At 63.4% G+C, this 23,823-nt stretch carries 23 protein-coding genes; 17 read left to right on the top strand and 6 right to left on the bottom strand.

Going from position 1 to position 23,823, the window contains the following annotated elements; translation table 11 throughout:
• The 3 genes from GV035_RS26455 to GV035_RS26445 form a co-directional block, all read right to left on the bottom strand.
• Positions 1-1,533 (bottom strand): DHA2 family efflux MFS transporter permease subunit (locus GV035_RS26455; RefSeq protein ID WP_159838656.1); only part of this gene is annotated, 1,533 nt, incomplete at its 3' end.
• A 104-nt stretch (positions 1,534-1,637) separates the two neighbouring features.
• The gene (locus GV035_RS26450) at positions 1,638-2,420 is read right to left on the bottom strand and encodes an ABC transporter substrate-binding protein (RefSeq protein ID WP_159838654.1); all 783 of its coding nucleotides are present in this window, start codon (positions 2,418-2,420) and stop codon (positions 1,638-1,640) included.
• Positions 2,421-2,444: 24 nt separating this feature from the next.
• Positions 2,445-3,599: a methionine aminotransferase gene (locus GV035_RS26445; protein ID WP_159838652.1), complete on the bottom strand. Its 1,155-nt coding sequence runs from the start codon at positions 3,597-3,599 to the stop codon at positions 2,445-2,447.
• A gap of 106 nt (positions 3,600-3,705) precedes the next feature.
• Here GV035_RS26445 and GV035_RS26440 point away from each other — a divergent pair, with 106 nt between their 5' ends.
• Positions 3,706-4,644 carry a LysR substrate-binding domain-containing protein gene (locus GV035_RS26440; protein WP_236572848.1) on the top strand — a complete coding sequence of 313 codons (939 nt, stop codon included), beginning with the start codon at positions 3,706-3,708 and terminating at the stop codon, positions 4,642-4,644.
• A gap of 3 nt (positions 4,645-4,647) precedes the next feature.
• Here GV035_RS26440 and GV035_RS26435 read toward each other — a convergent pair whose 3' ends face one another.
• Positions 4,648-5,808 carry a branched-chain amino acid ABC transporter substrate-binding protein gene (locus GV035_RS26435; RefSeq protein WP_159838650.1) on the bottom strand — a complete coding sequence of 387 codons (1,161 nt, stop codon included), beginning with the start codon at positions 5,806-5,808 and terminating at the stop codon, positions 4,648-4,650.
• A 301-nt stretch (positions 5,809-6,109) separates the two neighbouring features.
• Here GV035_RS26435 and GV035_RS26430 point away from each other — a divergent pair, with 301 nt between their 5' ends.
• Both GV035_RS26430 and GV035_RS26425 read left to right on the top strand, forming a co-directional pair.
• Positions 6,110-6,538 carry a MarR family winged helix-turn-helix transcriptional regulator gene (locus GV035_RS26430; protein WP_159838648.1) on the top strand — a complete coding sequence of 143 codons (429 nt, stop codon included), beginning with the start codon at positions 6,110-6,112 and terminating at the stop codon, positions 6,536-6,538.
• Positions 6,539-6,616: 78 nt separating this feature from the next.
• Positions 6,617-7,324 (top strand): SDR family oxidoreductase, encoded by a 708-nt coding sequence (locus GV035_RS26425; RefSeq protein WP_159838646.1) that lies wholly within the window; start codon positions 6,617-6,619, stop codon positions 7,322-7,324.
• Here GV035_RS26425 and GV035_RS26420 read toward each other — a convergent pair.
• Positions 7,321-7,740, bottom strand: a complete 420-nt coding sequence (locus tag GV035_RS26420; protein ID WP_159838644.1) for a YciI family protein — start codon at positions 7,738-7,740, stop codon at positions 7,321-7,323. The genes GV035_RS26425 and GV035_RS26420 overlap by 4 nt on opposite strands.
• A 192-nt stretch (positions 7,741-7,932) precedes the next feature.
• On the opposite strand from GV035_RS26420, the gene GV035_RS26415 reads away from it, so the two are divergent.
• The 10 genes from GV035_RS26415 to GV035_RS26370 all read left to right on the top strand — a co-directional run bounded on the left by GV035_RS26415 (position 7,933) and on the right by GV035_RS26370 (position 19,567).
• A complete protein-coding gene (locus GV035_RS26415) occupies positions 7,933-8,952 on the top strand; it encodes a LacI family DNA-binding transcriptional regulator (protein WP_159838641.1) in 1,020 nt (339 codons plus the stop codon).
• A gap of 2 nt (positions 8,953-8,954) precedes the next feature.
• A complete protein-coding gene (locus GV035_RS26410; protein ID WP_159838639.1) occupies positions 8,955-10,442 on the top strand; it encodes a sugar ABC transporter ATP-binding protein in 1,488 nt (495 codons plus the stop codon).
• Positions 10,423-11,439 carry an ABC transporter permease gene (locus GV035_RS26405; RefSeq protein ID WP_159838637.1) on the top strand — a complete coding sequence of 339 codons (1,017 nt, stop codon included), beginning with the start codon at positions 10,423-10,425 and terminating at the stop codon, positions 11,437-11,439. Before GV035_RS26410 ends, GV035_RS26405 begins: the two co-directional genes overlap by 20 nt.
• Positions 11,440-11,470: 31 nt before the next feature.
• Entirely contained in the window at positions 11,471-12,442 is a 972-nt protein-coding gene (locus GV035_RS26400) for a substrate-binding domain-containing protein (RefSeq protein WP_159838635.1), read from the top strand.
• A 56-nt stretch (positions 12,443-12,498) separates the two neighbouring features.
• Positions 12,499-13,560 (top strand): sugar phosphate isomerase/epimerase family protein, encoded by a 1,062-nt coding sequence (locus tag GV035_RS26395; RefSeq protein ID WP_159838633.1) that lies wholly within the window; start codon positions 12,499-12,501, stop codon positions 13,558-13,560.
• Entirely contained in the window at positions 13,557-14,675 is a 1,119-nt protein-coding gene (locus GV035_RS26390) for a Gfo/Idh/MocA family protein (RefSeq protein WP_159838631.1), read from the top strand. Before GV035_RS26395 ends, GV035_RS26390 begins: the two co-directional genes overlap by 4 nt.
• Positions 14,676-15,102: 427 nt before the next feature.
• On the top strand, positions 15,103-16,110 hold the full coding sequence (locus GV035_RS26385; RefSeq protein ID WP_159838629.1) for an AfsA-related hotdog domain-containing protein: 1,008 nt from the start codon (positions 15,103-15,105) through the stop codon (positions 16,108-16,110).
• A complete protein-coding gene (locus tag GV035_RS26380) occupies positions 16,107-16,781 on the top strand; it encodes an HAD family hydrolase (RefSeq protein ID WP_159838627.1) in 675 nt (224 codons plus the stop codon). The genes GV035_RS26385 and GV035_RS26380 overlap by 4 nt, the downstream gene beginning before the upstream one ends.
• A 4-nt stretch (positions 16,782-16,785) precedes the next feature.
• Positions 16,786-17,991: a cytochrome P450 gene (locus tag GV035_RS26375; RefSeq protein ID WP_159838662.1), complete on the top strand. Its 1,206-nt coding sequence runs from the start codon at positions 16,786-16,788 to the stop codon at positions 17,989-17,991.
• A gap of 16 nt (positions 17,992-18,007) precedes the next feature.
• Positions 18,008-19,567 (top strand): MFS transporter, encoded by a 1,560-nt coding sequence (locus GV035_RS26370; protein WP_159838625.1) that lies wholly within the window; start codon positions 18,008-18,010, stop codon positions 19,565-19,567.
• A gap of 61 nt (positions 19,568-19,628) precedes the next feature.
• Here GV035_RS26370 and gndA read toward each other — a convergent pair whose 3' ends face one another.
• Positions 19,629-21,035, bottom strand: coding sequence for an NADP-dependent phosphogluconate dehydrogenase (gndA, locus tag GV035_RS26365; protein WP_159838623.1), 1,407 nt, complete (start codon positions 21,033-21,035; stop codon positions 19,629-19,631).
• Positions 21,036-21,318: 283 nt separating this feature from the next.
• Between gndA and GV035_RS26360 the strand changes: the two genes are divergently transcribed.
• The 4 genes from GV035_RS26360 to GV035_RS26345 all read left to right on the top strand — a co-directional run bounded on the left by GV035_RS26360 (position 21,319) and on the right by GV035_RS26345 (position 23,787).
• Positions 21,319-21,660: a hypothetical protein gene (locus tag GV035_RS26360; RefSeq protein WP_159838621.1), complete on the top strand. Its 342-nt coding sequence runs from the start codon at positions 21,319-21,321 to the stop codon at positions 21,658-21,660.
• A 50-nt stretch (positions 21,661-21,710) separates the two neighbouring features.
• Complete coding sequence (panE, locus tag GV035_RS26355) at positions 21,711-22,649, top strand: 2-dehydropantoate 2-reductase (RefSeq protein ID WP_159838619.1); 939 nt, start codon at positions 21,711-21,713, stop codon at positions 22,647-22,649.
• Positions 22,650-22,717: 68 nt separating this feature from the next.
• Complete coding sequence (locus GV035_RS26350) at positions 22,718-23,263, top strand: chromate transporter (protein ID WP_159838617.1); 546 nt, start codon at positions 22,718-22,720, stop codon at positions 23,261-23,263.
• A complete protein-coding gene (locus tag GV035_RS26345; protein WP_159838615.1) occupies positions 23,260-23,787 on the top strand; it encodes a chromate transporter in 528 nt (175 codons plus the stop codon). Before GV035_RS26350 ends, GV035_RS26345 begins: the two co-directional genes overlap by 4 nt.
• Positions 23,788-23,823: the final 36 nt, after the last annotated feature.

The following is a 23,823-nucleotide window of genomic DNA, read 5'->3' as shown; positions in this document are numbered from 1 at the left end:
CTTCGCCACCTTCGTGATCCAGATCAGCGGAATGATCAAAATGAAGATCACCGCCGAGATCAGAAAGATATCGTTGAGGCCCATCATCGCGGCTTGCGAGTTGACGGTGAAATTGAACATGCCGCGCGCCTGCGCTTCGCTGATATCGAGCGTCGATTGCGACGCGCCGAGCGCCTGCAAGAACGTCGGATTAAAGGCATTCGCCTGCTCGGTCAGCCGCTCGTGATGCAGCGCGATGCGGTCGTCCCACGCGTTGCCCGCGAGCGACGTGCCGACCGCGCCACAAAAGACCCGCGCGAAGTTCGACAAACCAGCCGCCGCCGGAATCTTCGAAGGCGGCAAGCCCGACAGCACGATGGCGGTCAGCGGCACGAAAAACATCGCCATTGGAATGCCCTGAAGCAGCGTCGGCAGCACGAGATGGAAGGTGTCGATCTCGATCACGTACTTCGAGCGCAGCCAGAACACGAACGCGAAGCCGACGAACGCCATCGTCGCGATCACGCGGGCGTCGCTGCGCGGCAGAACCTTGCCCATCACGGGCGCGAGGATCACGGCAAAGATGCCGAGCGGCGCGGTGACGAGCCCGGCATCCACGGAGCGGTAGTTCAGATACTGCTGCATCCACTGCGGCAGGAGCACGAGATTGCCGAAGAACACGCCGTAAGCCACCGAAATCGCCACGGTTCCGCCAAAGAAATTGCGCCCGGTGAAAAGCCGTAGGTCGACCACCGGATTGGCCTCCGTCAATTCCCAGACCACGAAGAACGCGAACGAGATAACCGCGACGATCGCCAGCGCCACGATGACCGGCGACGAGAACCAGTCGAGGTCGCGCCCCTTGTCGAGCATGATCTGCAACGACGCCACCCACGCGACGAGCAGCGCGAGCCCGATCACGTCGATGGGCGCCTTGCGCGTCGGCGACTCGCGAGTGCGGTAGATGAACCACGTCACGCCCGCCGCGAAAATGCCGACCGGTATGTTGATATAGAAGATCCACGACCACGAATAGCTGTCGGTAATCCAGCCGCCGAGCGCGGGGCCGGCAATCGGGCCGACAGTCGCGGTCATCGCCCAGAGCGAGAGCGCCATCGACGACTTCTCTTTCGGATACGAGCCGAGCAGGATGGCCTGCGAGAGCGGAATCAGCGGCCCGGCGACCGCGCCTTGCAGCACGCGGGCAATCAGCAGGACCGGCAGATTCGGCGCGAGCCCGCAGAGCCACGACGACAGCACGAACATCAGGATGGCGCCGACAAACAGCCGGATCTGTCCGAGCCGTTGCGTGAGCCAGCCGGTGAGCGGAATGGAAACCGCGTTCGACGCCGCGAACACGGTGATGACCCACGTGCCTTCGTTGACCGAGACGCCGAGGTTGCCGGAAATCGTCGGAATGGCGACGTTCGCAATCGACGAATCGAGCACGTTCATGAACGTCGCGAGCGCCACGGCGAACGTGGCGAGCACAAGCTGGCCGCCTTTGAGCGGCGGCGGAGGCGGTGCGGCGTTTGTTGGCGGCGGCGTGCTCATGCATCTCCCGGCGAAGCGCCGCGACGGCGAAGTCGCGGCCGGATGTCAACGAATCCGCCAGTGTGCCTGTGCTTCTAAAAAGCTGCAGCGCCGCCGAACGCAGCTTACTTCGCTGAAATGTCGATGTTGCCGAGATACTTCTTCGCGTACTTGTCGATGGTGCCGTCCGCCTTCACCTTCGCGATCGCCGCGTCGAGCTTGGCCTTCAGCGCATCGTCGCCCTTGCGGACGCCGTACGCGATGCCGCTGCCGAGAATCTTGTCGTCGCGCACCGGCGCCCCGGCGAACGAGAAGCCTTCGCCGTCGGGCTTCGACAGGAAGCCGCTTTGTCCGGCGGGCGCGAGCACGAGCGTCGCGTCGAGACGGCCGGATTTGAGATCGGCATAGACCTGATTCTGGTCCTGATACGGCACGACCTTCACGCCTTCGTTCTCCCAGTGCGCCTTGGCGAACGTCTCCTGAATGGAGCCTTGCAGCACGCCCACGCTCTTGCCCTTGAGCGACGCCGCCGTCGGTTCGATACCGCTGCCCGTCTTCGCGATGAGTTGCGTCGGCACGCGATACACGACCGTCGTGAAGTCGATCGCCTGGCGGCGCTGCTCGGTCGCGTTCATCGCGGAGTTGATCGCGTCGAACTTGCGGCCTTGCAGCGCGGGAATCAGGCCGTCGAACGACGTTTCGACCCACTTGCACTGCATTTTCGCGGCGGCGCAGACCGCGTTGCCCACGTCGATATCGAGCCCTTGGAGCTCGCCCGTCGCCGATTTCGACTCGAACGGCGGATATTGCGCTTCGAGACCGAAGCGCAGCGTGTCGGCGGCGAGCGCCGCGCCGCTGGCAAACGAGCACGCGACGAACAGTGCGGCGGCGAGGTGGTTCTTCTTCATCGTGGTCTCCAGGAATTCAAAAGGCTAGATCAGGCAAAGGCGGCGCGCGCCTTCGATGAGCGTATCGTCGTCCTTCGCGAACGACAGGCGAATCAGGCGATGGTCGGTGCCGTCCGTGTAGAACGCGGACAGCGGGATGGTCGCGACGCGCGCTTCGCGGATCAGCCGCAGCACGAAGTCGCTGTCCGGCGCGTCCGAGATCGCGCTGTAGCGTGCAAGCATGAAGAAGCTGCCCGCGCTCGGCAACAGTTCGAAACGCGAGCCGGCGAGCGCGTTTGCGAGCACGTCGCGTTTGTGCTGATAGAACGGCCCGAGATTCAGGTAGCTCGATTCATCGGCGAGCGCCTCGGCGAACGCCATTTGCATCGGCGTGTCGGCGGAAAACGTCATGAACTGGTGAACCTTGCGAATCTCGGCGGTCAGCGCGGCGGGCGCGAGGCAATAGCCGACGCGCCAGCCTGTCACGTGATACGACTTGCCGAACGACGACACGATCACGCTGCGTTCGGCCAGCGCCGGATAGCGCGCCATGCCGTGATGCGGCGCGCCGTCGAACACGACGTGCTCGTACACTTCGTCCGACAGCACGACGATGTTCGTGCCGCGCGTGAGCGCCGTGAGCCGCTCGATGTCGGCGGTCGTGAACGCGCTGCCCGTCGGGTTGTGCGGCGTGTTGACGAGAATCATGCGCGTCTTCGGCGTGATGGCGGCGGCGACTTCGTCCCAGTCGATGCTGAAATCTGCGGGCGACAGCTTGATCGCAACCGGCGTCGCGCCCTGAAGCTGCACGATGGGCGCATAGCTGTCGAATGACGGCTCGAAGTAGATCACCTCGTCGCCCGGATGCACGAGCGCGCTGATCGTCGCGTAAAGCCCTTCGCTCGCGCTCGCCACGACGGTCACTTCCGTGCCCGGATCGTACTGCGCGCCGTAGACCTTTTGCGTCTTCAAGGCGATTGCTTCGCGCAGCGCGAGGACGCCGGACATCGGCGAATACTGGTTATGTCCTGCCTGCATGGCTCGCGTGACGCTGTCGACGAGCCTCGGATCGCACGCGAAATTCGGCGCGCCTTGCGACAGGTTCAGCGCGTGATGCTCGTCGGCAAGCTGGCCGATCACGGTGAAAATGGTGGTGCCGACCTTCGGCAGTTTCGATTCGGGGACACAGGCGCTTTGCACGACGGCTCGCTCCAATAAACAGTGCAACTAGACAGTGCGACGATTCAACCCCGGCAATAAGCGGCCGACAATCGAAACTTTGTCATACTAGCCATGTGCGCCGCTCATGGCTATCTTCCATAACCCGATGAAACCGCTGCCCTCGCTCGATGTCCTGAAGACCTTCCTCGTGGTCGCGCGGAAGCTCAATTTCACGCGCGCCGCGGACGCTCTCAACGTGACGCAGGGCGCCGTCAGCCGGCAGATCGCGGGACTGGAAGGCCAGCTCGGCTACGCGCTTTTCGTGCGGCAGGCGCGCGGGCTCGCGCTCACGCATCATGGCGCGCTGCTCATCGCGCCGTTGCAGCAGGCGTTCGCGCAAATCGAAGACGCGCTCGCCAAAGGCGGCGGCCAGTCCGGGACGCTGCGCGTCAAATGCCCGACTTGCGCCATGCGCTGGGTGCTGCCGCGCGTGATCCGGCTGCAAAACGAGCGTCCGGAACAGGTGGTGGAGGTGACGGCGTCGGTGTCGCACGGCGTCGAATTCAATGCCGAACAGTTCGATGCCGCCATCGTCTTCAGCGCGACGAACGCGCGCCCGTCGGGCAAGGGCCTGACGGTGCATCATCTTTTCGATGAAGTGCTCACGCCCGTCTGTGCGCCCGAACTGTGGAAGCCGGACGGCCGCACGAAGCCCACGCCCGACGACCTCGCGGGCCAGACGCTCTTGCACCCGACGCGCGACCGCCGCGACTGGCTCCTGTGGCTCGGCGCCTATGGCTACAGCGGGTTGCCGTCCGCGAAGGCGCAACATTTCGACACGCTCGACCTCGCCATTTCGTCCGCGATGCAGGGCTTGGGCGTCACGATCGGCGATGTATCGCTGATCGAAGAAGACCTGCGCGCCAAACGCGTGATCGCGCCGTTTGCGTTGCGCGTGCCGAGCGGCGCGGCGTACTACCTCGTCTATCCGGAGCGGCCCGCGCCGTCGCCCGCGTTGCAGCAGTTCGCGCAGTGGCTGAACGGCGAAGCCGCCGCCACGCGCGAATCGCTGCGCCTTCGATGACGCTTACATGCCGTGCTTCGTGACGACGCTTTCCCACTGCCCGTTCTTCACCTGATACAGCGTCGACGACGCATTCTTTAGCGCGCCGTTGTCGTCGAAGGCGATGGGGCCCGTGATGCCCTGGAACGAGATTTTCTTCAGCACGGGGCGATAGACTTTCGGATCGGCGGAATTTGCCTTCTGCATCGCGTGGATGGCGGCCCACGCCGCGTCGTAGCCGAACGGCGCGTAAGAAAGAATCGCCACGCCGAACCGCTTCTGGAACTTGTCGCTGAACGCCTTGCCTTGCGGCAGTTTGTCGAGCGGACTGCCGTATTCCCACGCCTGCGCGCCTTCGGCGGCGTCGCCGGCGAGCTTCAGGAAGTCGGCGTCCATCACGCCGCCGCCGCCCACGAACTGCGCGTTCATGCCGAGCTGCTTCATGCGCTTGACGACCGCAGCGGCTTGCCGGTCCAGTCCGCCGAAGAAAATCAGATCCGCGTTCGTCGCCTTGATGCGCGTAAGTTGCGCGCTGAAATCGACGGTCTGGTTGTCGCTGAACTCGCGTCCGACGACATTGCCGCCTTTCGCCTTCGCCGCTTTCTCGAACTCGTCCGCTTCGCCCTGACCGAAGGCCGTCCGGTCGTCGATGATGGCGATGCGCTTGGCTTTCGTCGTCGTGACCGCGTACGCGCCGGCGTTGCCGGCGTTCTGCGCGTCGCTGGAAATCACCGTGAACACGTTCTCCATGCCGCGCGTGGTGATGGTCGGATTCGTCGCGGCCGGATCGATCATCGGGATGCCGGCGTTGTTGTAAATGGGCGAAGCGGGCAGCGTCGTGCCGGAATTGAAGTGACCGACGACCACGGCGACGCCGTCATCGACGAGCTTCTGCGCCGCCTGCACGCCGACGCGCGGGTCCGCCTGATCGTCTTCCGCCTGAATCTCGAACTTCGCCGTCTTGCCGCCGATGGTGATTTTCTGTGCGTTCGCTTCGTCGAGCGCGAGCTGCACGCCGTTCTGAAGATCTTTCCCGTAGCCCGCGTTCGCGCCCGTGAGCGGCGCGGCGAAGCCGGCCTTCACGGTGACGTCTTCGGCGGCGGCGGTCATGGGCGCGGCGGCGAATGCGGCGCTGGCGAACGCCGCCAGCCATGCCAACGGTTTGAGGTTCGTACGGATACGCATGGTTTCCTCTCCTTTTGTGGTTTGGCAATCCAGGGAACGCGGCTAGTGCATGGAACATGACCAAATACCCGCCGGCAAGACGGAGTTGCCCTCGTTCGGCCGAAACTCGCGTCCGTGCCCCACACGGCGGACAAGCGCAATGTAGGGAGCCAAATTGGCTGCGTCTTGTCGTTTAGTCGCGCGGGGACTGCGGATTTCGGCACAGGCGCGGCATGCCGCTCGCGCAGATGCGGCGCGCCTATCGCGACCATAGAAACGCCGCGCTTGACAGAGTGCATATGCACAAACTACGCTTCCATCCATGACAACGCATTCTTCTCCTCTCGACTGCAACTGCTTCGCCATCCGGCAGGCCGCGCGCTATGTGTCGCAACTTTACGAGCGGCACATGGGCGAAATCGGCCTGACGTCCGCGCAATTCACGCTCATGGCGTCGATTGCGCGCCGACCGGGCGTGCAGATGGTCGAACTCGCCGACGCCATGGTGATGGACCGCACCACGCTCGTGCGCGCGCTGAAGCCGCTTCAGCGCGACGGTTTCGTTCAGGCGGAGCAGCAATCGCCGAATTCGCGCGCGGTCGGCCTCACCCTGACGGCGGCGGGCAAGGCGCTGCTCGCGCAGGGCGTCGAAAAATGGCAGGCGGCGCAAGCCGAGTTCGAGCAGAAATTCGGCGAAAAGCGCGCGAAGTCGCTGCGTCAGATGCTGTTTCAGGTCACGGCGATGGATTGATTCAGTCAGCGGGGCACACACACGCGCATGCCTTTTTAAACTCTTTTATAGTGCATATGCACTGATAAGGAAGCAGCCATGCAAATCAAGGGAAAAGTCGTACTCGTCACCGGCGCGAATCGCGGTCTCGGCAAGCAATTTGCGAAGTCGCTGCTGCAAGCGGGCGCAGCCAAGGTCTACGCGGCGGCGCGTGATCCGGGCAGCGTCGATATCGAAGGCGTCGAAGCAATTCGTCTCGACGTCACGAAGCCCGCCGACATCGCGCAAGCCGCGGCGAACTACACGGACGTGCAGATCGTTGTGAATAACGCGGGCGCGTTGGCGCGCGGCGCGCTGATCGATGCGGCATCGACGCAAGACATGCGCGATCTCTTCGAAGTGAACGTGATCGGCCCGCTCGCCGTGACGCAGGCGTTCGCGCCCACGCTCAGGAAGAATGGCGGCGGCGCGGTCGTCAACGTGCTGTCGGTGCTGAGCTGGCTCGCGTTGCCGGATGCGGGCGCCTACAGCGCCTCGAAGTCGGCGGCGTGGGCCGTGACCAACGCGCTGCGCGACGAGTTGCGCGCGCAGGGCACGCTGGTCGTCGGCGTGCATCCGGGCTACATCGATACCGACATGGTCGCCGAAGTCACCGCGCCGAAGATCTCGCCGGCGAGCGTGGTCGAGCAGGTGCTCGCCGCCGTCGAGCGCGATGAAGAAGAAGTGCTCGTGGACGACACCGGCCGCGCCGTCAAGGCGTCCCTGTCGACCGCGAAGCCGATCTATCTCACAGGCATTCCCGGCTAGGAACGCGAAGGCGCTTTCTGCATGGCCTCGAAGCCGGCGGCGGCTTCCTGCACATCGGGCGGGAAGTCGCCGAACTCCTGCACTTGCCGCACTTCGATCATCTCGTTCGCCGAAGCCGGACACCGCTTCGCCCATTCGATGGCCTCTTCGCGCGACTTCACCTGGATCATCCAGTAGCCGCCGAGCACTTCCTTCGCTTCGGCGAACGGGCCGTCCGTCACGCGCGGCTTCCCGCCTTCGAACGTGACGCGCGCGCCCATCGACGGCGGATGCAGCCCGTCGAGCGCGAGCAGCACGCCGGCCTTCTGCAAGTCTTCGTTGTACTTCATCATGGCGGCGACGGCGTCCGCGCTCGGCATCGCGCCGGGTTCCGCTGTTTCATAGCCGCGCGGGATCATCAGCATCATGAATCGCATGAGAGTGCTCCTCTAAAGGGATGGCGCGGGATTGCGCGCTCACACCTTACGACGCGCAAGCCGCTGCGCAATCGACACGCGCGGTCAAATTTTGACTTAGGCGTTTATCCCTATCGGATTGAGGTTGCCTTCCGAGCAAGCTGCATCAAATAATGTAATCCATTACATCTCGTCCGCCTTTTGGCGCGCAGCATGTCGGATACCGTGCGTCCCCGCGAGGAAGTGTCCATTGCCGATGTCGCCCGGCGCGCCGGTGTATCCGTCGCCACGGTGTCGCGCGTGCTCAATAGCCATAGCAACGTGCGGGAAGCCACGCGCGAGAAAGTGCGCGAGGCGGTGGCGGAAAGCGGCTATCGCGTCAACGAGCTTGCGCGCAATCTGCGCACGGCGGAAAGCCGGCTGCTGCTGACGATGGTGCCCGACTTCGGCAATCCATTCTACGCGGCCATCGTGCGCGGCATCGACACGGTCGCGCGGCAAAACGGCTACTTCATGCTTCTCTGCGATACCGGCGCGGACCCGTTGCGCGAGCGCAGCTATTTCGATCTGCTACGCGGACGCCGCGCGGACGGCGCAATTTGCCTCGATCCCGCCGCCGTGCAGAAGGCGCTGGTCGAGCAGGCATCGACGCTGCCGTGGGTCGCGTGTTGCGAATTCGATCCGGCCGCGCACGTGCCTTACGTGGGCATCGACAATCATCTTGCCGCAGGCGATGTCGTGCGTTATCTGCTGGAGAAGGGGCACGAGCGCATCGCGTTGATCAATTCCGGCGAGGGTTATTTGTACGGCCGTCAGCGGCTCGCGGGCTATCGCGATGCGCTCGAAGCGGCGGGCATCGCGGCGCATCCGGCGTGGCAAGTCGAACTGGACAGCCTCGATTACGACGCAGGCGAGCGCGCCGCACGGCAGCTTGCGTCGCTCGGGCGCGACCGGCCGACGGCCATCTTCGCCGTGTCGGACACGCTTGCCATCGGCGTGATGAACGGGCTGCGCGGCGCGGGCCTGCGCGTGCCGGACGATGTCGCCGTCGTCGGCTTCGACGACATCGCCGTGGCCGCGCACGCCGCGCCGCCGCTCACGACCGTCGCGCAGCCGATGCGCGCGCTCGGCGAAACGGCGGCCAACCTCTTGCTCAAGCGTCTGCGCGATCCGCACGCGGACGTGCCCGGCGTGCTGCTGCCGCATCGCCTGATCCAACGAAGGAGCGCCTGACGATGACCCTTGCCGTGCGCTTTGAAGCAGTCGAGAAACAGTTCGGGCCGGTGCGCGTGCTGCACGGCGTGAGCTTCGATCTCGCGCCGGGGCGCATCTACGGCTTGCTCGGCGAAAACGGCGCGGGTAAGTCCACGCTCATGAAAATTCTCGCGGGCTACGAGCGCGCGAGCGCCGGGGACGTGCTGATCGACGGCAAGCCCGCCGCCTTCGCCAGTTCGCGCGATGCCGAGCGCGCGGGCATCGTCCTGATTCACCAGGAACTGAATCTCGCGGATCATCTCAGCATCACGCAGAACATGTTCCTCGGGCATGAGTTGCGCAAAGGCATCTTTCTCGATGAACCCGCGATGCGCGAGGACGCCCGCGCGGCGCTCGGCGAAGTCGGCCTGCACAAAAATCCGGACACGAAGGTGCGCGAACTGATCGTCGCGGAGAAGCAACTCGTCGAGATCGCGAAGGCCATGCTGCGCGACACGCGGCTGCTCATCATGGACGAGCCGACCGCCACGCTGACGCCTTCCGAGACGCAGCGGCTCTTCGCGCTGATGGCGCGGCTGAAGGACGCGGGCACGACCATCGTCTATATCTCGCACAAGCTGGATGAAGTCGAGCGCGTGACCGACGAAGTGATCGTGATGCGCGATGGCCGCTTCGTCGCGCGCGCGCCGACCGCCGACCTCACGCGCCGGGAAATGGCGAATCTGATGGTGGGCCGGGAAGTCTCCGACATGTTTCCGGAGAAGCCCGCGCTCGCGTCAAATGCGCCGCTTGCCTTTCAGGTGGACGGCGCGTCGGTGCCCGGCTGGGCCGAAGGCGTGAGCTTTTCCGTGCGCCAGGGCGAAGTGTTCGGCTTCGCGGGGCTGGTCGGCGCGGGCCGCACGGAGTTGTTCGAGGCGCTCGTCGGCTTGCGGCCGCTGGCGGCGGGGCGTGTCTCCATCGAAGGCGAAACGGTGCGGCTCAGAAACCCGCGCGACGCGATGCGCCACGGCATCACGTATCTGAGCGAAGACCGCAAGGGACGCGGCCTGCATGTGGACATGACGCTCAAGGACAACCTCACGATGATGACGCTGGAACGCTACGCGCATCCGCTCATCGACACGCACGCCGAGCGCGACGCGCTGACGCTCGCGGTCAAGGACTTCGGCATTCGCACGGGCAATATGCGCAGCCGCGCCCGCATGCTCTCGGGCGGCAATCAGCAGAAGCTCGCGCTTGCAAAGTTCCTGCATCCCGACCCGCGCGTGGTCGTGCTCGACGAACCCACGCGCGGCGTGGATGTCGGCGCGAAACGCGACATCTATTTCCTGATACATCGCCTCGCCGCGGAAGGGCGCGCGGTGATCGTCATTTCTTCCGAGCTGATCGAACTGATCGGGCTGTGCCATCGCGTCGCGGTGATGCGCGCGGGCGAGCTCGTCGCGACGCTCGGCATGGATCTTTTGACCGAAGAGAGGTTGATCGCGCATGCGACCGGCACACACTGAAGACACCGCGCAAGAAAGCCGCCTCACCGCCGTCGCGCGGTTTCTGCTCGGCGTCGGGCCGCTAATCGGGCTCATTGCGCTGTGCATCGGCGGCACGCTGCTGAACGGCGACTTCGCCACCTTCGACAACGCGATGAACGTGCTCACGCGCACGTCGTTCATCGGCATCATCGCGGTGGGCATGACGTTCGTCATCATCTCGGGCGGCATCGACTTGTCCGTCGGGTCGATGGCCGCGCTCATCGCGGGCAGCATGATCTACATGATGAACGGGCTGCTTCAGGGCGTGCGCGGGCATGCGTTGCCGCCGCTTTTGATTGTCGCGCTCGGGATCGTGCTCGCGCTCGTGCTCGGCGCGCTCTTCGGCCTGGCGCACGGGCTGCTCGTGACCAAAGGGCGCATCGAGCCGTTCATCGTGACGCTCGGCACGCTCGGCGTGTTTCGCGCGCTTCTCACGTGGCTCGCGGACGGCGGCGCGCTGACGCTCGACAATTCGCTCGTCGATCTCTACGGCCCCGTGTACTACGCGAGCCTTTTCGGCGTGCCGGTGCCGATCTGGGTCTTCGCGATCGTCGCGGCGGGCGGCGCGCTCGTGCTGAACCGCACGGTGTTCGGACGGCACGTGCAGGCCATCGGCTCGAACGAACAGGTCGCGCGCTATGCGGCCATTCGCGTCGATCACGTGAAGATCGCGACGTATGTGCTGCTCGGGCTGTGCGTGGCGGTGGCGACCGTGCTCTACGTGCCGCGCTTAGGCTCCGCGACGCCGACGACCGGCCTCCTGTGGGAACTCGAAGCGATCGCTGCCGTGGTGGTCGGCGGCACGGCGCTCAAGGGCGGCGAAGGGCGCGTGATCGGCACGGTCATCGGCGCGATTCTGCTTTCGGTCATCAACAACATTCTGAATCTCACGAGCGTCATCAGCGTGTATCTGAACGCGGCGGTGCAAGGCGCCGTGATCATTTTCGTAGCCTTCTTGCAGCGTGGCCGTCGGTAACTTCCTACTTCGAATAACAGGAGACTTCGTCATGAAAAAGCTGTTTCGCGCGCTCGGCGCGCTGACGCTCGCGGCGAGCGCGTTCGCCGCCGCATCGTCCGCATCGTCCGCCTTCGCCGCCGACAAGGTCGTGCTCGGCGTCGCCATTCCGACCGCCACGCACGGCTTCACGGGCGGCATCGTCTGGTGGGCGAACGAGGCGAAGAAAGAGCTGGAAAAAGCGCATCCGGACCTGAAGATCATCGTGAAGACGGCGGCCGGCGCGCCCGAACAGGCCAACCAGTTGCAGGATCTCGTGACGGTCAACAAGATCAATGCGCTCGTGATTTTCCCGTTCGAATCCGCCTCGCTCACGCAGCCGGTCATGCAGGCGAAGAAGAAGGGCGTGTACGTGACGGTCGTCGATCGCGGTCTCACCGACACCAGCGCGCAGGACGCGTACGTGGCCGGCGACAACACCGCGTTCGGCAAGCTGCCCGCCGAATATCTGGCGAAGTCGCTGAACGGCAAGGGCGATATCGTCGCGCTGCGCGGCATTCCCACGACGCTCGACAACGAACGCTGGGCCGCTTTCGAAGGCGTGATGAAGCAGCATCCGGACATCAAGATTCTCGATGCGAAGTACGCGAACTGGAACCGCGACGACGCCTTCAAGGTGATGCAGGACTATCTCACGCGCTTCAAGCATATCGACGCGGTGTGGGCCGCCGACGACGACATGATGATCGGCGTGCTGAAGGCGATCGATCAGGCGCATCGCACGGACATCAAGGAAGTGTTCGGCGGCGCGGGATCGAAGGAAGCGGTCAAGCGCATCATGGATGGCGACAAGCTCGTGAAAGCGGACGTCTCTTACTCGCCGAAGTTCATCTACGACGCGATCAAGCTCACCGCCGAGGCGCGCCTGAAGGGCGACAAGCTGCCGCCGACGACCATCATTCCTTCGGTGCTCATCACGAAGGACAACGCGAAGCAGTTCTACTACCCGAACTCGCCGTTCTGAGCGTTCCGAGTGCGGAGCCGGTCACGCGCTGACCGGCGTTCAAAGCGAGGCGAAAGATGAAGACCATCAAGGGACCGGCGATTTTCCTCGCGCAGTTCATGGGCGACGAAGCGCCGTTCGATACGCTCGCGAATCTCGCATCGTGGGCGGCGGGACTCGGCTACAAGGGCATTCAGGTGCCCGCCGATCCACGCCTGATCGACCTGGAGAAAGCCGCATCGAGCGATGCCTATTGCGACGAGATCCGCCGCACCGTCGAGGATGCGGGCGTCGTCATCACCGAACTGTCGACGCATCTGCAAGGACAGTTGATCGCGGTGCATCCGGCCTACGACACGCTCTTCGACGGCTTCGCCGCGCCGCACGTGCGCGGCAATCCGCAGGCGCGCACCGAATGGGCGATTTCGCAGTTGAAGCATGCGGCGGCGGCATCGAAGCGGCTGGGCCTCGCCGCCCACGTCACGTTCTCCGGCGCGCTCGCGTGGCCGTACGTGTATCCGTGGCCGCAGCGCCCGGCGGGTCTCGTCGAAGCGGCGTTCGATGAACTTGCCACGCGCTGGCGTCCGATTCTGGATGAGTTCGACCGCGCGGGCATCGACGTGTGTTACGAGCTGCATCCGGGCGAAGACTTGCACGATGGCGTCACGTTCGAGCGTTTTCTCGCGGCGGTGGAGGATCATCCCCGCGCGAACATCCTGTTCGATCCGAGTCACTTCGTTCTGCAACAACTGGACTATCTCGCGTTCATCGACATCTATCACGCGCGCGTCAAGGCGTTCCATGTGAAGGACGCGGAATTCCGGCCGAACGGCCGGCAAGGCGTGTACGGCGGTTATTCGGGCTGGGTCGAGCGCGCGGGGCGCTTTCGTTCGCTCGGCGACGGGCAGATCGACTTCAAGGCGATTTTCTCGAAGATGGCGCAGTACGACTTCGCGGGCTGGGCGGTGCTCGAATGGGAATGCGCGTTGAAACATCCGGAAGACGGCGCGCGCGAAGGCGCGGTGTTTATCCGCGATCACATCATTCGCGTGGCGGAGCATGCGTTCGACGACTTCGCCGGCAGCGGCGCCGGCCTTGGCCAGATGCGCAAGGTCCTTGGGATCGGAGGCGAGCGATGAAGCGCGTGCGGCTCGGCATGGTCGGCGGCGGCGAGGGCGCGTTCATCGGCGCCGTGCATCGCATGGCCGCGCGCCTCGACGATCGCTATGAACTGCTGGCGGGCGCGTTGTCGTCCGATGCGCAGCGCGCGGCAGCGAGTGCGGCGGCAATCGGATTGCCGCGCAGCTACGACGATTATCGCGAGATGGCGCGCGTCGAAGCCGGCCTTCCCGATGGCATCGAAGCGGTGGCGATCGTCACGCCGAATCACCTTCATGCGCCGATTGCGACGGCGTTTCTCGAAGCGGGCATTCACGTGATCTGCGACAAGCCGCTTGCCGTGTCGCTCGATGAAGGCGAGGCGCTGGCGAAGCTCGCACGCGAGAAGGGGCTCGTGTTCGCGGTGACTTATACGTACACGGGCTATCCGCTCGTGCGCCATGCTCGCGCGATGGTGCGGGAGGGTTTGCTCGGCGATATCCGCGTCGTGCAGGTGGAGTATGCGCAAGACTGGCTTTCGATGCCCGTCGAGACGCAGGCGAACCGGCAGGCGGCGTGGCGCACCGATCCGGCGCTCGCGGGCCCGGCGGGGTGTCTCGGCGATATCGGCACGCATGCGTATCAGTTGGCCGAGTATGTGACGGGCATGCGGCCTTCCGGGTTATCGGCGGAAGTGACGACGTTCGTGCCGGGGCGGCGCGTGGACGATCACGTTCAGGCGATGCTGCGCTACGCGAACGGCGCACGCGGCATGCTGTGGGCCAGTCAGGTCGCGGCGGGCGAGGAAAACGCGCTGCGGCTGCGCGTGTACGGCACGAAGGCCGGTTTGATGTTCGATCAGCAGGCGCCGAACGAGCTATGGTTCACGCCGGTCGGCGGCGCGTCGCAGCGGATCACGCGCGGGCGCGTGCAAAGCCCCGAGGCGCTGCATGCGACGCGCGTGCCGGCGGGGCATCCGGAAGGCTATATCGAAGCGTTCGCGCAGGTTTATGTGGATGCGGCTGCTTGCATCGCGCAAGGGACGACACAGGGGGATGAGTGGTTGACGACCGTGGAGGATGGGGTCGCGGGGTTGAGGTTCGTGGAGGCGGTGTTAAGGAGTAGTGCGGCCAACGCGCAGTGGGTTGGAATCTAATCATCGTCGGATAGAAAATTCTGAAAAATGCGAGTTGATTGCGGTATTGGCTGCTTCGAAGTCGGTTAACTGATCTGTGGCAACTGAAGTGCTCATCGCCAACTGCGCAAGACCTAATCCATTGATTACATAGTGGTACTTATAATGTGCCAATAGTGCCACGACGCAACATTCGTCATTTGAGAACTAGAGTTATCCAGAACTCGCTATATTCCCCGTTCTCTAAGCGTTTTGCATTGAACTAGCTGACTTTGTTCAGTCAAACTGAGCTTGCTGTGTATCAGTCCTGCATGCGCTAATAAAAAGGGAAAGCGGATGCGCCGATACTCAACACATTTCCCTGTTTTCCCTGTACCCGTATCGGTCAGTCGCTTTGCCAATCCGTACGTCGACACAATTCATGGCATCACGACGAGGTAGACCGACAATGCCTGTGGCCTGGGAAGTGAGTGAAACGCTCGATCTGGAAACGGCGCAGCCGGTATCAAGAAAAACGGTGCATCGAGCTGCCGTGGCGGAAGTATTTCTGACTGGCGGTGTTCAATTGGACGGCAAGCATTTTCAATGCTCCGCTCAATTACCGAGAACGAATATCTATTTCAATGATACTCGTTCCCGCGAACCGCATTACGATCTCATGCTTCTGCTTGAGACGTTCCGGCAGGCGTCGATTTATGTGTCTCACACGTTCATCGGCGTACCCAAGGATCAGAGCTTCGTTTATCTGGAAAGCGAGACCGAGCTCCTTCGTCCGGACCGGCTCAAGATTGGCAATGTCCCTTGCGCCGTAGTGATTGATGTACGCGTCGTCGCGGAACATCGGCGCCGTGGCGTGCTCCAAGGCGTCACGTTTGACATGGCGCTTCTCGTCAACGGAAGAGCTGCCGCACAACATCACGGAATGAGCATCCAGTGGATGTCGCGCGAACTGTGGGCGCGCATGCGCGAGAAGGCACTGTCTCGCATTCCAGGCGGAGGCGACGCGAGATGCACTCAGGTACCGCCGGCTTGCCCGGACGCCGTAGGACGCAATCAGCCGGGAAATGTCGTGATCGGACGCGACCTCGCCATCGACAATGACGTGTTGAGTTCGACCTTGCTTGTTCCCTTCGAGAACGGCGCGATATTCGACCATCCCCTGGACCATATTCCCGGCATGCTTTTGCTGGAAGCGTTTCGGCAAACGGCCATGCTTGCGGCCGGCGAATTTCTTCGGCTCGACCCACTGGCGCTTGCTTTCCACCGCTGCAAAGTCGCATTCGGCCAGTTCGGAGAATTCGGACTGCCGACGCATTGCCACGTCCGAAAGGCGAATGTCCTGCTCGATCGAGCGGATAACGTTCTGCATGTCTCTGACTTGGTGTTGGAACAGAGCGGCGTGACCATCGCCAGCGCGAGCGTTTCCTTCGTATGCTACGAGGACGCAAGCCGATGATCGACATGATCTGGTTCGACTTCGGCGGCGTTCTTTCTCCGCCTATTCCATGGCTATTCGACAACTACGCGCGCAAGACAGGCTTGCGGCCCAAAGCGATGCAGGGTGCGATGTGCACCGTTGCAAAGGACCTCGGTGTACCGATGCTCGAACCCATCGAATGCGCGATGCTAACGGAACGCGAATGGGGAGCGCGACTGCGAATTGCCCTTCAGGAAGCAGATCCGCACTGTGATACGAGCGCGGCGCAACTCGAGACGTTTGGCAAGCAATGGTTCGCGGATGTGGCGCCGAATCAGAGCATGGTCGCAGCGGTTCGTGCACTGAAGCGCGCCGGCAAATCTGTCGGCATTCTCACCAACAATGTCGTCGAATGGGAGCCGCACTGGCGCGCAATGGTCGGTCTTGATGATGTCGTCGATATCGTCGTCGACTCATCGAAGGTGCGTTGCCGCAAGCCGGATGCGCGCATCTTCCAGATCGCGTGCGAACGCGCGGGGGTGCACGCATCGAAAAGCCTGCTCATTGACGACCTTCCGGAAAACGTCGAGGCGGCGCGCGATCTGGGCTGGAATGCCATTCTCTTTACCCACAACGAAGATGCGCTCGATCGTTTGCAACGGTGGACAGGCGTCAATATCATCCGCACTGAGGGAGCACTCTTTGAGTAACGCCATGCCGGAAGCGAAATTCGTCGACGTGACGACGATTCCGATGCTCGATCCGCAGCCCTTCTATCAGATGGCTGCGCCCGAGAGCGGCCTCGAGAGGATTATCTTACCAAGCGGACACCTTGCGTACCACGCCACCCGTTACGAGCAAGTCCAGGAAGTGTTACTTAGTCGACAGCTCATCCGGGAACCCAGCAACAGGGAAGGGGCGGCAACGGTTTTCCCGACGCTCACGCCCCAGGAGCTTCTACTGAATAACGATCATCCCGGGCACGCACGGCTGAAGGCGTTCGTCGCCAAGGATTTCAGCCCGTCGGGAGTGAGCGGGCTTCGGCCGCTGGCGGCTGGGATCATCGCGGAACGCATCGAAGGCATGAAGCCGCTGGGCGGCAGCGGCGACCTCTTCGCACAGCTTCTCGACCATGTGCCTTCGCAAGTCGTGTGTCGCTTTCTCGGGTTGCCGCTACAGGACATGGCGTACTACAGGCCGCTGTCGCAGACAGTTCAGATTGCTTCACGCGCAGACGTTTCTGAACTCACACGACAATTCTCCCTCGTGTACGGGTATCTGATGGACCTCGTGCGCGGCAGAAGGCAATCGTTGCCCGGTGGCTATCTGCAACGCGCACTCGACATGCGCGGCGCGGGCGAGCCTCCGCTTACCGACGAAGAGCTGGTCGGCATCCTGATCGGCATACTGCTCGGCGGCGATCAGAACGTGCTTTCCGCGCTCACGAAGATCGTCTATGCGCTGCTGGCCGCGCCGTCGCTATATGCCCGACTTGTTGCAGATAAGGGGTTGATTCCCGCCGCCATCGAAGAGCTGTTCAGGGTGATACCGCTCGGTGTTGTCTCTGCATTTCCGCGCATTGCTGGTGAAGACACGGTGTTTTCCTGGGGAACCATTCCGAAGGGAGCGGCAGTCTATCCCAACCTTCTCGAAGCGAACCGCGACCCGGATGTCTTCAATGAGCCACTGAACATCAGCTTCGGGCGTGAGGGGCGACGGCATCTGCAGTTCGGCTATGGCATGCACGCCTGTATGGGCGCGGCGCTCGCGCGCATGGTAATTCAGACGGTCATCGAAAAGCTGGTGACACATATTCCCACGCTTCGGCTGGCTGTTTCACCCGAGCTGGTTCCGTGGCGGCACGGACTGATTCTGCGCAGGCCGGAAGCGCTCCCGGTCTGTTGGCAAAGCATCACATAAGGAAACTCGAAGATCCATGAACACGCAATCGACAACTCACCCGGTAATCGATCGAAGATCGATGCTTCTTCTCATACTGCTTGCGATCTTCGTCGTGCCGAGTTCCATCTCCGGCACTGCGATCGCCTTGCCCGTCATCTCCGTCGATACGGCCGCTCCGCTGACCAGCCTGCAGTGGGTGGTCAACGCTTTCAACCTGACGTTCGCCTGCCTGACCCTCGCTTGGGGCGCTCTCGCCGATGGTTTCGGGCGCAGGCGCTGCTTCCTGACGGGCGTCGTCATTTATACCGCAGGTTCGTTAGTGTCGGCGCTCGCGCCCGTTCCGCTCATACTAGACGTGGGCCGGGGCGTTGCCGGCATTGGCGCGGCAGCGGTGTTTTCATGCGGTATCGCGCTTCTTTCCACCAACTTCGAAGGCGATCAGCGTTTGCGGGTGTTCGCGCTTTTCGGCACGGTAGCGGGGCTCGGCGTCAGCTTCGGACCGACTATCGCCGGTACCTTCCTCGATGCCTTCGGATGGCGATCAATCTTCTATTTGCACGCCGTCCTCCTGTTCATCGTCCTCCTTGGCCGGAAAGCCATCCCGCTCGAACAAGCACGCGTCGCCGCGCGGTTTCACTTCGATGTCGGCGGCAGCGCGTTGTTCATTCTGGCGCTATTCGCGAGCATGGCGGCAATCGTGCAGAGCTCGCAATGGGGCTGGGGTGATGTACGAATCATCAGTATGCTGGTCATCTCGGCACTTTTTTTTGTGGTCTTTTGGCATGTCGAGCGGCGACAGAGGGCGCCCATGCTCGACCTGTCGCTGCTCGCAAACCGGGCTTTCGTCGGCTATTGCCTCGTGACTGTCGCTGGCTCGTTCGGCTTCGTCACGCTGCTCACATATTTCCCGACCTATACGACGTCGGTGTTGACTATGACAGCCACGCAGGCTGGTCTGACGATGCTGATGCTCACCGCGCCGATGCTCGTTTGCCCGATGGCGGCCGGGAAGCTCGTCGCGAGGGGAGTGTCGTCCTTCCGGGTGCTGATGACGAGCTTGCTTTGCCTGCTGGCTGGTGTTGCCGGACTTGCGTGGCTGAGCGCCCCGGACGTGCATGTTGTTGTGCTTGCCGCTCCGCTTCTCCTGGTGGGCTCCGGGTTCGGATTGGCGGCGGGTCTCGTCGACGGACTAGCGCTCCACACGGTTCCCGAGCAAAAATCAGGGATGGCGGCTGGACTCGTCAATACCTTTCGTCTCGGTAGCGAGGCGATCGCGGTGTCGCTCTACGGCTCCACGCTCGCCAGCGTACTCGGCGACCGTCTGCAATCTCGACTGCTGCAAGTGGAAGGTGGCGCGGCGAACGTGCGGCGCTGGATCAACGAGGTCGCCGCCGGCAATCTCGACATCCAATCGTCGGGAACCGATTTGTCGGCCGATACGTTCCATCGCTTACTGGTGCAGGCGTACGACGGTGCGTTCCATCAAGTGCTGTGGCTGCTATTCAGTGTCGTATTGTTGCTGACAGTGCTCATCGGCCTCTTGATCCGGACCTCGCGCAAGGCTGGTACGAATCTGAAGGTGGAACTCAACTGAATGTCCTACGAAAACGGGGCGGCCAAAGCCGCCCCGTTCCTGCTAACGCATCAAAAACCCCTCACGCCCAATTCGCGTGAAAACTCCCCGCCTTATCCGTCCGCTCGAACGTATGCGCGCCGAAGAAATCGCGCTGCGCCTGCACCAGATTCGCCGGCAGCCGTTCCGACCGATACGCATCGAAATACGCAATCGCCGATGAAAACGCCGGCACCGGAATGCCCGCCTTCACGGCCGCGACGACGACATCGCGCAGCGCATCCTGATACTTCGCGGCGATATCGCTGAAATACGGATCGAGCAGCAGATTCGCAAGTGCCGCATTCTTCTCATAAGCGTCGGTGATCTTTTGCAGAAAGCGCGCGCGGATAATGCAGCCCGCCCGGAAAATCTTCGCGATTTCGCCGTACTGCAAATCCCAGTTGTATTCCTCCGATGCCGCGCGCAACTGCGCGAAGCCCTGCGCATAAGAAACGATCTTCGAAAGATACAGCGCACGCCGCACCGATTCGATGAACGCCGCGCGATCGCCGTCGAACTTCGGCGACGGCCCCGACAGCACCTTGCTCGCCGCCACGCGCTGATCCTTCAGCGACGACAGCACGCGCGCAAACACCGCTTCGGTAATCAGCGGCAGCGGCGCGCCCAGGTCCAGCGCGTTTTGGCTCGTCCACTTGCCGGTACCCTTTTGCGCGGCGCGATCCAGAATGACATCGACGAGATCCTGGCCCGTTTCCTCGTCCTTCTTCGAGAAAATCTTCGACGTGATTTCGATCAGATAGCTATCCAGCTCGCCCTGATTCCATTCGACGTAGACCTTGCCCAACTCTTCGTTCGACAGCCCCGCGACGCGCTTCAGCACATCGTAGCTTTCGGCGATCAACTGCATGTCGCCATATTCGATGCCGTTGTGCACCATCTTCACGAAATGGCCCGCGCCGTCCGGGCCCATGTACGCGACGCACGGCTCGCCGTCCGGCGCTTTCGCGGCGATTTCCGTCAGGATCGGCGCGACCAGTTCGTACGCTTCCTTCTGTCCGCCCGGCATGATCGACGGTCCTTTCAGCGCGCCTTCCTCACCGCCCGACACGCCGGTGCCGATGAAATGCAGCCCCGACTTCGCGAGGTCCTGATTGCGGCGGATGGTGTCGGTGAAATGCGTGTTGCCGCCGTCGATGAGAATGTCGCCCTTTTCCAGCAGCGGACGCAGCGCCGCGATGGTGTCGTCGGTGCCGGCGCCGGCTTTCACCATCATCAGGATGCGGCGCGGCGTTTCGAGCGATTGCACGAACTCTTCGAGCGTGTACGTGGGCACGAGCTTTTTGTCGGGGTGTTCGGCAATCAGTTCGTCGGTTCTGGCGCGGCTGCGGTTGTAGACCGACACAGCGTGCCCGCGGCTCTCGATGTTCAAGGCCAGATTGCTGCCCATCACGGCGAGACCCACCACGCCGATAGCTTGTTTGCTCATGCTTGATCTCCGAATGACCGAAGCGATCGCGGCTCGTGGCGCGGGCGCTTCGGAATAAAAACGTGTCGATTGAATGCGGCTCTCGCGCAGGAGGGGTCGTCCTCATGTCCGCCCGGCGAAGGGTTGCGCCGCCGCCCGGCCGGTGCGCGAGCGAAGACCGCCCGAATTTACCACTTTGGACGGTATCCGGCAGCGTGCGCGGTCGAGCGCGGCGCGGTGTGGCGGCATAGAATGGACGCCCGCCATCGGCGCAAGAAGAAAGCAGCAACGCAATCAACGAATCATGGCGCTTTCCCGGCGCACGCGAGCGCATCACTATTCGGTTTATGTCGTCGAACTCTCGGACGCGGTCTGGAACGAGGCGCGCTTTCGTCGCGCGAATCCGGACTACGTGCTGGGCAAGCCGTTCGTTTATGTCGGCATGACGGGCGTGGACCCGGACGTGCGGTTCGACAAGCACAAGGCGGGCATTCAGTCGAACCGCTATGTGCGCGAATTCGGGCTGCGGCTCGTGCCGCATCTCTACGAGATGTACAACCCGATGCCCTACGACGGCGCACGCGACATGGAAGTGGAACTCGCCATCGGTCTGCGCGAAGCGGGCTACGGCGTCTGGCAGGCGTAGCGGCGAGCACCGGACGATCATCGAACAACTATCGCGATAAGGAGCGAAACATGCGGATTCTGGTCGTGGGCGCGGGAGCGATTGGGGGCTATTTCGGCGCGCGGCTGCTGGAAGCGGGCAGGGACGTGACGTTTCTCGTGCGCGAACGCCGCGGCGGGCAGTTGCGCGAAAGCGGCCTGCATGTGCGAAGCCCCGAAGGCGATCTGACGTTCGCGAATCCGCCGATCGTGCTCGCGCAGGACATCGATCGGCCTTTCGATCTCATTGTCCTGAGTTGCAAAGCCTACGATCTGCAAGGCGCGATCGATTCGTTCGCGCCCGCCGTCGGCCCCGGCACGGCGATTCTGCCGCTGCTCAACGGCATGGCTCACCTCGACGCGCTCGACGCGCGTTTCGGCGCGGCCAACGTGCTCGGCGGCCAGTGCGTGATCGCCGCGACGCTCGATGCACAAGGCGCGATCGTGCATCTCAACAGCATGCAGTCGATGACCATCGGCGAGCGCGCGGGCGGCAGGACGCCGCGCATCGACGCCATCGCGCAGCAATTGGGCGGCGCGCGCTTCGAACTGAACGTGAGCGAGAACGTCCTTCAGTCGATGTGGGACAAGTGGGTCTTTCTCGCGACGCTCGCGAGCGGCACATGCCTGATGCGCGCGCCGATCGGCGACATCGTAGCCGCGCCCGGTGGCGAAGCGCTGATGCGACGACTCTTCGACGAATGCCGCGATATCGCCGCCGACAACGCTCACGCGCCCGGCGAGGCCGTGCTCGCGCGTGCCCGTGCGTTCTTCTCCGAGCGCGGCTCGCAGATGACGGCCTCCATGCTGCGCGATATCGAGAACAACGCGCCGATCGAAGCGGACCACATCGTCGGAGATTTGCTGGCGCGGCGTAAGGCGGCGGTGGATGCGTCGTCGTCCGTGCTGGCGACTGCCTTCGCGCATCTGAAGGCGTACGAGGCGAGGCGCGCGCGGTCGTCGCACGCATGAACTCGCGCGGGCCGCTTTTGCCGAGCGGCCCGACGCTGTACGCTCACGGCTTTGCCCTTCACCGCGCCATGCCACCGGATTCCGCCCGCCCCACGATTCCCGAACTTTTCCTGGGCTTTCTGACGCTCGGCCTCACGGCGTTCGGCGGCGCGCTGCCGCTCGCGCGACGCGAAATCGTCGAGCGCCGCAAGTGGCTCGATGCCGAAACGTTCACCGATCTGCTCGGCCTTTGCCAGTTCCTGCCGGGCGGCAACGTGATCAATCTGTCCGTGGCCATTGGCATGCGCTTTCGCGGCGTGCCGGGCGCGCTCGCCGGTCTGCTCGGGCTGCTCGTCGGACCGTCGCTGATCGTGATCGGGCTCGGCGTCATCTATCAGCGCACGCATCAGGATCCGCGCGTCGCGCATCTGTTCGCGGGGCTTGCGGCGGCCGCGGCGGGACTGTTGATCGCAATGGCCGTCAAGCTGCTCTGGCCGCTGCGCAAGAAGCCGGAGGCCGCCGCCGTCGCGCTCGTGATGTTCGCGGGCATCGCGTTGCTGCGCACGCCGCTTCTTCCGTCGATGCTCGTGCTCACGCCGATTTCCGTGCTGATCGCGTGGAAGGTGCGCCGATGAACGACGATCTCTTTTCGCTTGCCGCCATCTTCAGCCAGTTGTCGCTGCTCGCGTTCGGCGGCGGCAACACGATCCTGCCGGAGATGCAGCGGCAGGTCGTGCAGGTGCATCACTGGATGACGAAGGCGGACTTTTCCGCGCTCTTCGCGCTCGCGCAGGCCGCGCCGGGCCCGAACATGATGGTCGTCACGCTGATCGGCTGGCACGTCGCGGGATGGCCCGGCGTGCTGGTGACGTCCATCGCGAAGTTCGGACCGTCGTCGCTCGTGACGATTCTCGCGCTGCACGCGTGGGAGCGTTTCAAGGACCGCCCGTGGCGGCGTTACGTGCAGCTCGGGCTCGTGCCGATCACGGTTGGCCTCGTCGCGGCGAGCGCGCTTTTGATCGCGGAGGCGTCGGACCGCGCGGCGGTGCTCGCCGGCATCACGGCGGCCGTCGCGCTGCTCGCGTACAAAACGAAGCTGCATCCGCTGTGGCTGCTGGCGGGCGGCTCGCTGGTCGGGCTGTCGGGGTTCGGGCAGTAACCGAGTAACCGTGTAACCGAGTAACCGTGTAACGCA

This window comes from Burkholderia sp. 8Y (genome assembly GCF_902506145.1).
Classification (GTDB): Bacteria; Pseudomonadota; Gammaproteobacteria; order Burkholderiales; family Burkholderiaceae; genus Caballeronia.
Note: the sequence above shows the minus strand (reverse complement) of the source record. Positions and strands in the feature narration are given on the sequence as shown.